The following is an 11,751-nucleotide window of genomic DNA, read 5'->3' on the forward strand; positions in this document are numbered from 1 at the left end:
CACCGCTGCGCCTGGCCCGCCTGCCGATGACCCTCAGCGGTGCCGCGTGACCAGGACCTCGGCCACCTCGAGCGCGGCCTCTACGCCGACCGCCTCGTCCAGGCCGGCGAGACCACCCAGCTCACCGACACGTTCCCCCGAGACCTCGCCCCAGCGAGACTGTGCCGGTAGTCCCGCGTGGAACCGTGACGACCGGGTTCCTCGGATGGGGAGCCCAGCCGTCGCCTCGGCAGACGGGCCGGGGCTGGCCTTACGGTGAGCCGGAGGCCAGGACTCCGGTGACGAAGTTCGCGAACTGTGCCCGCATTTCCTCCCGCGAAATGCGCTCTTCTGCGGCCAGGTGCTCGACGAGGTCGGCTCGTGTGGCGGCGAGCAGGGCGTGGGCGGTGAAGCCGCTGTCGGCCACGCTGGGGATCTGTTCCAGTACGGCTTGGAGCAGGCCGTGCCACCGCTCGTAGTGCTCCGCCCGGTACGGGCTGATGCTCCCGCTTTCCTCCAGGGCCAGCGCGAGGCGCCGGTTGTCGAGTTTGAAGCACAGGACGGCATCGAGCAGGGCGGGTACGCGATCCCGCGGTGGGGTCGCGGGCCCCAGGGGTGGTGGGCCGGTCTCGACGGCCTGCCTGATCGGTTCGAGCCGTGCCTCGTACAGCGCGCGGAGCAGACCGGCGCGATCACCGAAGGCCCGGAAGAGCGTGCCCTTGCCGACTCCGGCCGCTGCCGCGACGTCGGCCATGGTGACGTCCTCGGGACTCTCGCGGCGAGTGAAGAGGGCGTCGGCGGCCGCGAGCACGGCCTCCCGGTTGCGGATGGCGTCCTTGCGAGACGACTGGCGTTCGGGCATGCCGCTCCTTCCATTTGTAAAACGGACCCGTGGTCCATATCGTTGAAGCGGACCCAAGGTCCGGATTCTATGTTCTGGAGGATACCCATGTCCGCACCGACCTCCCCGGCGGATCTGTATCGCCACAGCCTGCGACTGCTGCTCGACAAGGACATACCCGCGTGGGTCGCCCTGTGGGCCGAGGACGGCCTCATGGAGTTCCCCTTCGCCCCCGACGGCTGGCCCCGGCGCCTGGAGGGCAAGGAGGCCGTCGCCGCCTACATGCGCCACTACCCCGATCACGTTGACCTGCACGACTTCCCTGACCTGCGGATCCACCAGACCACCGATCCACAGACCATCGTGGTCGAGATGCGCGGCGTCGGCCGCCTGGTGGAGAGCGACGCTCCCTTCGACATGACCTACATCGCCGTCGTGACCGTTCGAGACGGACACATCGCCTCCTACCGCGACTACTGGAACCCCCTCGCCGTACAGGAACCCGGCGCCGACTTCACCAGGAGCAGCTGATGACCACCGCCCGCACCACTCTGGTCATCGGTGCCACCGGCACCACCGGAAGCCGCACCGCCGCGCAGTTGACGGCCGCGGGCCACCGCGTCAAAGCCGCCAGCCGTCAGGCCACCCCGGTCGCCGGGGCTGAGCCGGTCCCCTTCGACTGGCACGACCCCACCACCCACGCGGCCGCTCTCGACGGCGTCGACCGCGTCTACCTCGTACCGCCCCCGGGTGACTCCGGCCCTGCGGCAGTCATGCTGCCGTTCCTCCACCAGGCCCGCACCGTCGGTGTGCGCCGCGCGGTGCTGCTGAGCTCCTCGGCCATCCCCGAGGGCGGCCCGGCGGTGGGAACGGTGCACCAGGCCCTGCCCGATCTGTTCGAACAGTGGGCGGTACTGCGGCCCTCGTGGTTCATGCAGAACTTCACCGGCACGCACGCGCATGCTCGCAGCATCCGCGACGAGGGCATCATCTGGACCGCCACCGAAACTGGCCGGGTCGGCTTCGTCGACGCCGAGGACATCGCGGCCGTCGCCGTGCGCGCTCTGACCGACGAGCAAGCCCCCAACACCGATCTCGTCCTCACCGGACCTGAGGCACTCAGCCACGACGACATTGCCGCAAGCATCTCCGAGGTCACCGGCCGGCCCGTCGTCCACCGCCGTCTGTCCTACAAGCAGATGCGCGATCGCCTCACGACGCAGGTACCGGTGGAGTTCGCCGCAATGCTGGCCGACATGGACCGTGCTATCGCCGGAGGGGCGGAGGACCGCACTACCGACGCCGTCCACCGTCTTACCGGTCGGCCCCCGCGCACCTTCCGGGCTTTCCTCGAGGGAGAGATGCGATGCAGCAGCTGATGTTCCAGGGCGATCAGCAGTTCGGGTTCGACACCCTGCGTAATCTCGGCCTGGTCGTCTACGGTGGCTCGGACATCGGAGAAGTCGTAGAAACCGCCTTCCGGTCACCTCCGGCGACTACGACGGCTGGCACGACGCCTGGCTGTGGGCGGTGAGTCGAGGTGGCGGTAGGGCTCGCGTAGGTCCACACCAGCGGGGAGACGGCTCTGCGCCAGGCACAGGTGAGGCACTCGGCCCACTGACGCCTTGGCTCACCGTCACGAACAGAGCCCGAGACCGCGTCGGCGCCAGCAGTCGGCCCGGCCTCTCACCTCAGTCCATGTCGCTGGCTGCTCACCGGCCGCACCAGTGGCCCTGACGTTGTTCAGGCCGGCGGCCGAGTACATCCCCGCTCGGGCGGGGCCGATCATTGGACAGGGTCTCACCGCCCGGGCTGCCACTTGGCGCCGAGATCAGTATCACCGGGGCTGGCCTCTGACGGCCCTCCTGTGATCGCGAGCCAGCGGCGTGTGTCGCTTTCTGTGTCGCAGACCACCCGCCTGACCTGCGACGATTACAACCATGCTCGCTGAGCAGCCTGTCCCTACCCGTACTGCTACGTGTAAACGTGGAACGAAAGGAAGTCTCATGATCTTCATAACGGTCAAGTTCGCGGTCCGCCCCGAGCGCGCCGACGACTGGCTCAGCCTTGTCGACGACTTCACCCAGGCCACCCGCCGCGAGGCCGGCAACCTCTTCTTCGAGTGGTCCCGCAACGTCGACAACCCCAACGAGTTCGTCCTGGTCGAGGCCTTCCGTGACGGCGACGCAGGCAGGGAACACGTGGAGTCGGCGCACTTCACCAAGGCCATGGAGGACATGTCGTACGCGGTGGCAACCAAGCCGCAGATCGTCTCGACCGAGATCCACGGCATGGACGGCTGGGCGGAGATGAGCGAAGTCTCCCCCCGGTGACATCCACGGATCGCCACGTCCAAGGAACGTAGGAGTCAGTCGTTCCGGCTCCCTGCCGGAGCGGCTGCGCGTGACGTGAGCGCCTGGCGTCGCCGACGACCAGCCCGTTCCTGTCTGCTCCGAGAAGGCCAGCGCGATCGATACAGGCGGCTGGGGCGGGCCGACAGCACTACGTCGTGGTTGCGGCCGGGGTGCGCGTCACCGTCCCCGGACGGGCCCGCCCGAAGCGCGCCCCCACCTCCACCCTCACACAGCGCCTTCCAGTAGGTCTGCCTCAACACCGCCCCGGAGTGTCTCGACTGCACCGTCTGCCTCACCAGCGTGGTGAAACTCCTCGCCAGCCCCACCCGCCTGGCCAAGGCCCCAACACGGAGGGTCGACGCCGAGGCCCGGCAGGTCCTCAGGAACGCATCCGACGCCTGGAGGCAACAGCAGCAGGCCGCCGTCGACGAGAACCACCCGACCGTCTTCCCCTCGCCCCAGGGCAAGCTGCCGAATCTCCTCGGTCCGGGAAATGCCCGGGACGCTCTTCGGCCTGTGCTGTGCACCGGCCACCACGCCTGTCGCCGACGTCGCCTTCTGCAGTTCATCGGACGTCATTGGCGCGCTACGGTGGAGACGGTGACGTATTGAGTCTTTCGGGGGCGGCAGTGACGAGCTTTCACGTCAAGCCGGCGGACGTGCTCATCTCCTCTGCCGGGTTCACGGACCTGCAGAACGCCGGGGTGCAGCTCTACCGAAGCCTGGTGTTCTCCATGGACGATGCTGCGGGTATGGCGGGCGGCGACAACGCGGGCAGGAAGTTCGCCGCCGCGTACGATCCGGCCGCGTAGAAGCGGGATACAAGCTCGGACAGGCCTGCGAGGCCTACGCCAAGCAGGTCGAGGACCTGCGCGACAAGCTCGAAGACCTCGCGATCCCGCCGGCATCGTCGCGGGCGCCGGCATCCCCTGACCGTCGTCACGCTCGGTGGATCCGATGTGGCGGCTGCCGGGGGCGAGGCGGCGATCGCCGCCGAGGCCGGAACCGCGGCGGTCGCCATGGCCGCGGCGGTCGAGGGCAGCGCGGAGCTCGCCGTGCTCGCCGAGGCCGCGGCCGTTGTCGACGCCGCGGCGGCGAATCTGATCCCGGTCGGGGTGGCCGTCACCGCCACCGCGACCACGGCCGTCGTACGCGCCGGGGCAACCGACGTCGCAGCGGCCCCCGCCCCCAATCCGCCCCCGTTCACGGTCACCCCCGGGATGCCGCCGCTGCCCCACGACCCGACCAGTCCGTTCCCGGTGCTGCCCGCGCAGCAGCAGGCCGACATCCGCGCCTGGATGACGCAGATGGAAGCGGACGGCCGTACCCTCCAGGCGCTGGGCCCGTCCGTCAAGGGCGATCCCAAGATCGACGCGCGGCGCGCCTACCAGGTCCGGGTGGCCGGATCGACCGAGTACCGCCTGTACACCACGGTGACCGACCCGGAAAGGGCCGGGAGCTGGGCATGGACGCCGACGGAGTGCGACCGGAGGACGGGGCGGCGATCGACGCGAACTACATCGGTCAACAGAAGAGCTGCAAGTCGCCGTTCCGACTGAGCCGATGGTGTGATCGACTTCGTGTACGAGAACACCATGGACGGCGAGGCGAAGAATCCGGAGAAGTACGCGTCGGCTCTCAAGGATCCCCGGAACAAAGTCAACCACCTCGAACTGATCACCAACGATCGCAAAGCGTCCGCCTACCTCCAAGGCCCAATGACCGCTCAGGGCGTCACCGGCCGCGTTCGGGTCGAACCCTGACACCACACAACGAGATACACCGAGAGAAACGAGAACACCGGTGGGTGCCAGCTACTACATCAGCTCTGACCAGGAACAGGTCGGCCCCTGGCCGTTCACGGGCGACCAAGTGAAGCAGTGCGTCACCAGGCACTGGCCCGACGCCGTGGTGAGCGGCGCCTTCGAACACTTCCTGGAGATCCAGGCCCAGCTGGAACCCGGCCGGCCGACAGAGTTGTCGTACAACCTGCGACACCACGCCTTCTCATTCGAAGACCGCGCGCCCCTCTCGGCACCCCTGACCGTCATCTACACCGTGCTACACGAACTCGCCCCCACTACCCCCGTGATGTGGTGGGTCGACTACGACGCGGAACTTCAGCCACTGGACCTGTCCAGGGGCCTGGACGCGTTCATCGAGGACTTTTCGGCCTGACCATCCCGGCCTCCATCGCGTCGGCCCGCAAGACACTGCGCACGACACGGTCGTCGGGGTCGGCGAGACCACCGGCCTTACCACCCCCTTCCCTCTCGACCTCGACTTCTACCTCGACCCGGCGAGACTGCGCCGGCCGTCCCGCACGACACCGGGACGGCCGAACCCCCCGACCGCGGGTCCGGCCCTGCGGGCATTGTCTCCAGCGGTCGGTCGCAGAGGAGTACGGGCACCGGTTTCCGGTCGAATACTCCTCAACCCCCGGACGAGCGCTCGGCCCGCTGGCCTGCTGCTCGCCAGATCCTGCGTGCTCCCGATCTTCCACTTCGTCTCAACCCTTCTGGTAAAACGGGGGCGTTCCGTCGTGGGGACCACCGGTTGTCCTGCGGGTTCGTGGCCGGTCCCACTGGACCTGGTGGTATCTCACCCGTCTCAGGTGCAGGTCCGCCGATTCGCGGTGCGCGTGGCTGACAATCCCGTCGCGGGCGACGTTCTACCGCTTCGCATGGGGTTCCTCCTTCCTCATCCGGGTGTTGGCCTGTCAACCTGGGGCACGGGGACGGGCACGGTACCAGGACAGCTCGAAGACGCCTGCCCACAGCCTCTGGGCAACCGCTTCCGCTGGGTGCCCATCGGGCACGGCCCGTCGGAAGCAGGCGTCTTGCAGGTTCCGGTCTCCGATGACGAGACAGGTCCGGCCAACGGCCGGGCCACGACGGGCAATCCGGTGCGGCGGGTACCGTCGTGCCGGCGAAGCGCACTACTCGCGCCAGACACCGAGGAGCAACGTATGAGGATCAAGGTGGGACGCCGCACCGGAACAGTCGCGGCGGCCTTGGCAATCAGCGCTGGTGTGGTGATTTCGGGGGCAGACAGCGCCGCTGCCTCCGCTTGGGTCCGAACAACCACCAGCAACTGGGTCGGTATCTACAACAACCCCAACACCTCGGGCAAGACCGGCGCGGCGGATCTGCCTCCGGGCTCCGAGATCTGGGCCGACTGCTGGCAGGTCGGCGAGAGCATCGGCAACTGGGGAGACACCTGGTACCGCGTCACCTACGTCTGGTACCCGGGCGCTTCGAACTACGTGTACTCACCGGGTTGGACGTTCGCCGGATATGTCGACAACAACGCGAACACCGTCGATCGGAACCCCAACATCCCTCGGTGTTAATGAACTTGATGCCAAACCGGGCCCCGACTCCGGCTACCGCATCAGCGTCGTGCACCGCCTGCATGAGGGCATATCGGCGATCTTGGTGACCTGGATCACCGCCGTGACCTCACTCTGCATCAGCACAGGTCAAACGACGGCCGGACCCTCCCCTTCGCTCTCCCTCTCCCGGGACCCCCGCCTGCCCCGCCAACCAGGCCGGGACCGGGCGGCAACGGCAGAACCGCCGCGGACTGCAGCCGAGTGGATGGCCAGGCGCGGCGTGCTCCGCCCCCGCACCCGTGGCCAGCGCCCGGCGGCGCTGGACCCGCCTACCAGCGGGGGGATCCTCCCCCCCTGCACCCCCCCACCAGCCCTGCGCGGGCTGGACATGCGCTGCCGCCTGCCCTGCGCGGCCGGTCCGCCGTCAGAGGGTGTTCGATACCGATTTAGGCTGCCGCGAGGGGTTTCGGGCGGAGGTATTGCCCGGTTCTGTCCGGGCTGGCGGTCAGGCGGCTGGTCATGGAGTTCACCATGGCCCACTGGATCATCGAGCGTGACCGGGCCGGCAGTTCCTCGTAGTCACGGTGGAGCCGCCGATACCGGGACATGATCCCGAAGGTCTGTTCCACGCGCCAGCGGATCGGCTGCGCGACGAAGCCCTTCTGTTCCTTGTCCCGGGCGACGACCTCGACGTCTATGTCGAGGTCGTCGCCGTGCCTGACGACGGCGTTGTTGTAGCCGGCGTCCACCCACACCTTGGTCACGGCGGGCCACTGGGCGGCGAGGGCGTCCAGGACCTGCTTACCGCCCGCGGAGTCCTGTACGCCCGCGGCGGTGACGATCAGGAGCAGGATCAGGCCGAGGGTGTCGGTGGCGATATGGCGCTTGCGGCCTTTGACCCGCTTCCCGCCGTCCCAGCCCTGGCTGTCGGCCTGGGCGTTCGGCGAGGCCTTCACCGACTGGGCGTCGACGATCGCGGCGCTCGGCAGGATCCGACGGCCCTTCTTCGCCCGCAACTGGTCACGCAGCGTGTCGTGGATCCGCTCGGTGGTGCCGTCGCGTTCCCACTCCTTGAAGTAGCCGAAGACGTGGTGTGGGGCGGGAAGTCGTGCGGCAGGTAGCGCCAGGCGATACCGGCGCGTGCGACGTAGAGGATCGCGTTCACCACCTCACGCAGCGCTGTCGTGGGCTCACGCCCTTCGGCGCGGGTGCGTCGCCACTCCACCAGCACTGGCTCGATGAGCTTCCACTGATCGTCCTTCAGGTCCGATGGGTACCTGCGTCGTTCCGTCACGTTTGATGAATATCGCGGACACGGACCCGGCCGCCACGAGATCCTGAAAACGAGTCCGTGCCGCAGGAACCGAAGCCGGACAGTTGGGGGGAATCTCCGCTGATGATGCTGGAACCCACCGACAAGTGCTCTCACTTACAACCTACGCAGCCAGGTGAGCAATCGACGTTCTCCGAGCACCTTCGCGGTAACCGCGAGTGAGGATGGCGCTGGGTAGATGGCCACTGGTCTCTACAGCGACGGTGCCGACTCGGGCGGGTGCGCGTTGTAGCCGGTGATCACACCTCCGGCCTCGCCACTACTGGCGGACCACGTACTCGATACGGGTCCGGGCGGCAGTGCTCTCCACCAACGCCCACAGCTGCTCAGCCGGCATCTCGGCCAGCGCCACGGTCTCGGTCGCGCCGCCCTGCGGCATCTGCGTGGCCGTCAGACACGGTGGCAGCCCGCGGGCCCGGAGCGACCGGATTACGCCGCTCTCCACGGCTTCTGCCAGCAGCCGGTCATGGAACTCCATCCGGTCGTGCTCACGCCAGCCGTAGGCGATGTGCTCGCGCACCCGGTAGTCGTGGCGTCCCTTCCACGAAACACCGACCTTGGCGGCGCCCAGCCCTTCGTGGACCACCACGTACACGTGCGCCGGGTACGCGCGCCGGTCCGCTGCGACGAACACCCGGCGTACCTCGTGGGCCGCCCGGCCAGTCTCGAATCCGGTCAATGCCGCCCTCCCCCGAACTGGCTCCTGGGGGGACAGTCTGCCGCCGCCGTGAGCGTGTTGCGAGCATGCTGCCGCCATCCCGGGGCCTTCCCCTGAAATCGCCGCAGGTCCGTTTGCGGGGAGCTAGAGTGCCGTCCCTACAGCGAAGTGAGGAGGGGGGGATCACATTGGAGCAGGAGCCGATGACCGCCGAGGAACTCGGCGAGCTGCTGGGTTCGGTCGCGGCCGGTTGGCCCGCGCTCGGGCTGACTGTGCGCCGGGGCGGCTGGTACACGCCCAACGGGGATGACCCGCAACAACAGGTCCAGGTCTTCCACGGCGGCAGCAGGATCGGCTGGACCCAGGAGCAGCGGCGGCGTCCCGGTGAGCGGGAGTACCGGGCGCAGGTGTGGACCGACCATGACGGACTGTCATACGGAGTAGCCCACCTCGACGGCATGCCCGCCGACCCGATCGGTTTCTACCAGCAGGCCCGGGATAGCCGCGCCTAGATCTGCCAAGGTCGGGCCCCGGCCGCTGGCCTGCGCACGGACGAGTCTTACCTCCCGGAACTCTGCATAGGCGTCAAGCTCACGGGCGCTTCAGGAGATCACGAGCCTCATCGAGGAAGGCGCGGCCGGCTGAGGTTGGGGTGAGTGGCGACTGCTGGAAGCCCTGTTCGAGGACGGCGGCGGAGGCGAACAGCTGGTCCCGATCGGCGGTCTCGGCATCGACGCCGTCCCACAGCATCCGGCCGGTATCGGGCAGGCGGAGGCCGGTGAGGGTCGTGGCGAGCGTCGACTTGCCGGAGCCGTTGTTGCCGGCCAGGGCGACGACCTGCCCGCGCGGGATCCGCAGGGTGATGTCGGACAGGGCCGGGTTCGTGCGGCCGGGGCAGGTGAAGGGGGTGTCGGCCGCGAGGTGGTGCGGACGGGTTGGTGCGGCCGGTGGGGATGGCGCGCCGGTCGGCCTCGCGCTGGAGGTGGTCGAGGTCGGTGACGAACAGAGCCTCCTCGTACAGGTTGTTGACGGCGCCGAGGGAAGTGATCTCGGTGGCGCCGACGCGGGGCGGGGGGTGTCGTCGAGGGCGGCGGGGACGAAGCCGGTCTCCCCGGCGGTCTCGCGCAGTGCGCATGTCCACGGGTCCTCGTCGTCGAGGGGGCCGCCGGGGTACTGGTATTCGCCGGGGTGGAGGGAGGTGAGCAGGAGCGGCCGGTCGTGGCGGTCGGTGAGGAGGGCTCCGGCGTGGGAGGTGCCGTGCGGCAGGGTGGGAAGGAACCGCTCGGGTGGGACGAAGCCCATGGTCAGGCCCCTGGCTGGTCGTGACGGCAGGGGTGGCCGAGGCGGGTGCGCAGGTCGGCGGCGAGGCGTTCGTCCCGGCCGGGGTCGTCGGGAAGGAGGCCCGCGCCTTCGGTCATCAGAGCGTGGAACTGCTGTTGCTCGTAGGGGGTGCCGGGCGGTAGGGCGGCGATGTGCCAGTGGACGTGGGCGTTGCCCTGCATGCTGCCCAGGCTCAGCAGGTAGAGGCGTTCGGTGGGGACGGTCGCGGCGAGCGCGGTCGCCACGCGGTGCACGACCAGTTGCAGGGCGAGGTACTGGTCCTCGGCGAAGCCGCTGACGGTGTCCTCGACGTGGGCACGCGGGGCGACGAGGAGTTTGCCAGGCAGGGTGGGGTAGCGGTCGAGGAAGGCGACGTGGACGCCGTCGTCCAGGACGATGCGGTGTTCGTACCCGGGTTCACCGGCGAGCATGGAGCAGATGAAGCAGGGGCCGTTGCGGGCCCGCTCGTTGTAGGCGTCGAGGTCGAAGTCGGTCACCGCGTCCATCCTTCCGAGCCGGGGCGTAGCGTCATGTAGCCGTCGACGGGGTCGAATCCGAGGGTGCGGTAGAGGGGGGCTCCGGTTTCGGTGGCGCGCAGCTCGATCGATCCGCAGCCGGCCTGGATCAGGGTGGTGGTGACGGCGCGGGCGTGCCCGCGGCGCCTGTGGGCGGGGTCGGTGGCCACGGTGTGGATCCGGGCCCACCGGCCGGTGGGGTGGGTGGGGCCCCGGTAGCCGCGGTAGACGATGCCGATGGCGCAGGAGGCCAGTGTGCCGTCGTCGGCGGGGACGACGTAGGCGAGCAGGTTCGGGTCGGTGCCGAGGCGCTCGCGCATGTCGTCGCGAAAGGTGGTCCGCCAGTCGTCGGTGAGTTGGGCGCCGTCGAGTACCGCGACGCGCAGGCGCAGCAGTTCGTCGGCGTCCTGGGGGCCGGCGGGGCGTACGGGGGATCCGGTCATGCGGGGCTGCCTCCGGGGTTGGGTGGGTCGTGCGGGTGGTTGTCGGGGGAGGCCGGGGCGGACGCGGTGTGTCGGTCGGTGCCGCCGTCGGGCCGGTGCGCGGTGCGGTAGGCGTACGGGGCCCGGTTGGTGGGGGAGGTGGCGGTGTCCTCCTCCACGATGGGCTGCTGGTCGGCGATGGCCCGCTGTCGGGCGCCGGTTGCGGCTCGGGCGGGCGGCGGTGGCGCACGGCCATCCTCAGCACCAGGCCTCAGGCCCGGTCCTCAGTCCCGGACCAGGTCGCGGGGGTCGGCGCCTTCGGCCCAGCCGTGGGTGGAGAACCCGCGGCCACCGGACAGGTAGGCGGCCAGGGCGGCGTGGGCGGTCGGGAACATCGGCAGCGGCAGTCCGTTCTCGGGCGACCACGCCACGGCGAGGTGCTTGCTGGGCTCGGTGTTCGTCAACTCGCCCCGCCAGGCGGTGGCGAGGAACACCGACAGCAGGAAGGGGCCCTTGCCGTCCCAGCCCTGGCGGACCTGGATCGTGTGGACCAGCCGCAGGTCGCACGGGTCGACTTCCAGCCCCGTCTCCTCCGCCAGTTCACGGGCGGCGGCCTCGTCCAAGCACTCGCCGGCCTCGACCTTGCCGCCGGGGATCGTCCACACCGGCGTCGTGTTCCAGCTGTTCGTCGCGTAGTTGACCGTCGCGACCCGGCCGCCAGTCCGGTCGTGGACGATGACGGCCACCGCTTGTCGCAGGCTCTCCACAGCACTACCTCCAAGGATGCTTGGTCAAAGGGGACTTGGGGAATTCACGGGGCTGACTTCAGTCCAGGGCCGGGCCGAGGATGGTCTTGATGACGGGGGTTCCGGGCAGCGTGGTGGTGACGACGACAAGAGAGTGGGCGTCCTCGGTGAGCAGGGTCGGGGTTCGGTCGGGGCCGAGGGTCGGGGCCGAGGGTCGGGGCGAGGTGGCGGTAGGCGGTGGTCTCGCGC

At 69.3% G+C, this 11,751-nt stretch carries 18 protein-coding genes and 1 pseudogene; 11 read left to right on the top strand and 8 right to left on the bottom strand.

The genetic code is table 11. The features are described from left to right. The first annotated feature begins 39 nt into the window (after positions 1-39). A complete protein-coding gene (locus OG556_RS39630) occupies positions 40-171 on the top strand; it encodes a hypothetical protein (protein WP_331745306.1) in 132 nt (43 codons plus the stop codon). A gap of 79 nt (positions 172-250) precedes the next feature. Here the strand turns inward: OG556_RS39630 and OG556_RS39635 are convergent, their stop codons facing one another. Then, entirely contained in the window at positions 251-841 is a 591-nt protein-coding gene (locus tag OG556_RS39635) for a TetR family transcriptional regulator (RefSeq protein ID WP_331745308.1), read from the bottom strand. Positions 842-928: 87 nt separating this feature from the next. Here OG556_RS39635 and OG556_RS39640 point away from each other — a divergent pair, with 87 nt between their 5' ends. The 9 genes from OG556_RS39640 (at position 929) to OG556_RS39680 (ending at position 6,526) form a co-directional block, all read left to right on the top strand. Further along, a complete protein-coding gene (locus OG556_RS39640) occupies positions 929-1,351 on the top strand; it encodes a nuclear transport factor 2 family protein (protein WP_331745309.1) in 423 nt (140 codons plus the stop codon). Then, positions 1,351-2,199: an NAD(P)H-binding protein gene (locus OG556_RS39645; RefSeq protein ID WP_331745311.1), complete on the top strand. Its 849-nt coding sequence runs from the start codon at positions 1,351-1,353 to the stop codon at positions 2,197-2,199. The genes OG556_RS39640 and OG556_RS39645 overlap by 1 nt, the downstream gene beginning before the upstream one ends. Then, positions 2,187-2,354, top strand: a complete 168-nt coding sequence (locus OG556_RS39650) for a hypothetical protein (RefSeq protein WP_331745313.1) — start codon at positions 2,187-2,189, stop codon at positions 2,352-2,354. Before OG556_RS39645 ends, OG556_RS39650 begins: the two co-directional genes overlap by 13 nt. A gap of 472 nt (positions 2,355-2,826) precedes the next feature. Further along, the gene (locus OG556_RS39655; protein WP_331745315.1) at positions 2,827-3,153 is read left to right on the top strand and encodes a putative quinol monooxygenase; all 327 of its coding nucleotides are present in this window, start codon (positions 2,827-2,829) and stop codon (positions 3,151-3,153) included. Positions 3,154-3,803: 650 nt separating this feature from the next. Continuing rightward, positions 3,804-3,986, top strand: a complete 183-nt coding sequence (locus OG556_RS39660; RefSeq protein ID WP_331745317.1) for a hypothetical protein — start codon at positions 3,804-3,806, stop codon at positions 3,984-3,986. A gap of 147 nt (positions 3,987-4,133) precedes the next feature. After that, the gene (locus tag OG556_RS39665; protein WP_331745319.1) at positions 4,134-4,733 is read left to right on the top strand and encodes a hypothetical protein; all 600 of its coding nucleotides are present in this window, start codon (positions 4,134-4,136) and stop codon (positions 4,731-4,733) included. A gap of 21 nt (positions 4,734-4,754) precedes the next feature. Further along, positions 4,755-4,937, top strand: a complete 183-nt coding sequence (locus OG556_RS39670; RefSeq protein WP_371523179.1) for a hypothetical protein — start codon at positions 4,755-4,757, stop codon at positions 4,935-4,937. A 40-nt stretch (positions 4,938-4,977) separates the two neighbouring features. After that, positions 4,978-5,352 carry a hypothetical protein gene (locus OG556_RS39675; protein WP_331745323.1) on the top strand — a complete coding sequence of 125 codons (375 nt, stop codon included), beginning with the start codon at positions 4,978-4,980 and terminating at the stop codon, positions 5,350-5,352. A gap of 790 nt (positions 5,353-6,142) precedes the next feature. Continuing rightward, positions 6,143-6,526 carry a hypothetical protein gene (locus tag OG556_RS39680; protein ID WP_331745325.1) on the top strand — a complete coding sequence of 128 codons (384 nt, stop codon included), beginning with the start codon at positions 6,143-6,145 and terminating at the stop codon, positions 6,524-6,526. Positions 6,527-6,954: 428 nt separating this feature from the next. Here OG556_RS39680 and OG556_RS39685 read toward each other — a convergent pair. Together OG556_RS39685 and OG556_RS39690 are read right to left on the bottom strand one after the other, a co-directional pair. After that, positions 6,955-7,802 (bottom strand): annotated as a pseudogene (locus OG556_RS39685) (IS5 family transposase). Between the two features lie 298 nt (positions 7,803-8,100). After that, positions 8,101-8,520 (bottom strand): hypothetical protein, encoded by a 420-nt coding sequence (locus tag OG556_RS39690; RefSeq protein ID WP_331745328.1) that lies wholly within the window; start codon positions 8,518-8,520, stop codon positions 8,101-8,103. A gap of 167 nt (positions 8,521-8,687) precedes the next feature. On the opposite strand from OG556_RS39690, the gene OG556_RS39695 reads away from it, so the two are divergent. Then, entirely contained in the window at positions 8,688-9,011 is a 324-nt protein-coding gene (locus OG556_RS39695; protein WP_371523180.1) for a hypothetical protein, read from the top strand. 79 nt (positions 9,012-9,090) lie between these two features. On the opposite strand, the gene OG556_RS39700 is transcribed toward OG556_RS39695, so the two are convergent. From OG556_RS39700 to OG556_RS39720, 5 genes are all read right to left on the bottom strand, one after another. Beyond that, complete coding sequence (locus OG556_RS39700) at positions 9,091-9,801, bottom strand: ATP-binding cassette domain-containing protein (protein ID WP_331745334.1); 711 nt, start codon at positions 9,799-9,801, stop codon at positions 9,091-9,093. Positions 9,802-9,803: 2 nt separating this feature from the next. Continuing rightward, complete coding sequence (locus tag OG556_RS39705; RefSeq protein WP_371523212.1) at positions 9,804-10,250, bottom strand: HIT family protein; 447 nt, start codon at positions 10,248-10,250, stop codon at positions 9,804-9,806. A gap of 62 nt (positions 10,251-10,312) precedes the next feature. Then, positions 10,313-10,777, bottom strand: a complete 465-nt coding sequence (locus OG556_RS39710; RefSeq protein WP_331745338.1) for a GNAT family N-acetyltransferase — start codon at positions 10,775-10,777, stop codon at positions 10,313-10,315. Next, on the bottom strand, positions 10,774-10,935 hold the full coding sequence (locus tag OG556_RS39715) for a hypothetical protein (protein WP_331745339.1): 162 nt from the start codon (positions 10,933-10,935) through the stop codon (positions 10,774-10,776). The genes OG556_RS39710 and OG556_RS39715 overlap by 4 nt, the downstream gene beginning before the upstream one ends. Before the next feature lie 105 nt (positions 10,936-11,040). Next, positions 11,041-11,523 carry an NUDIX domain-containing protein gene (locus OG556_RS39720; RefSeq protein WP_331745342.1) on the bottom strand — a complete coding sequence of 161 codons (483 nt, stop codon included), beginning with the start codon at positions 11,521-11,523 and terminating at the stop codon, positions 11,041-11,043. Positions 11,524-11,751 lie beyond the last annotated feature (228 nt).

The organism is Kitasatospora sp. NBC_01300 (assembly GCF_041435235.1).
Taxonomy (GTDB): Bacteria; Actinomycetota; Actinomycetes; order Streptomycetales; family Streptomycetaceae; genus Kitasatospora.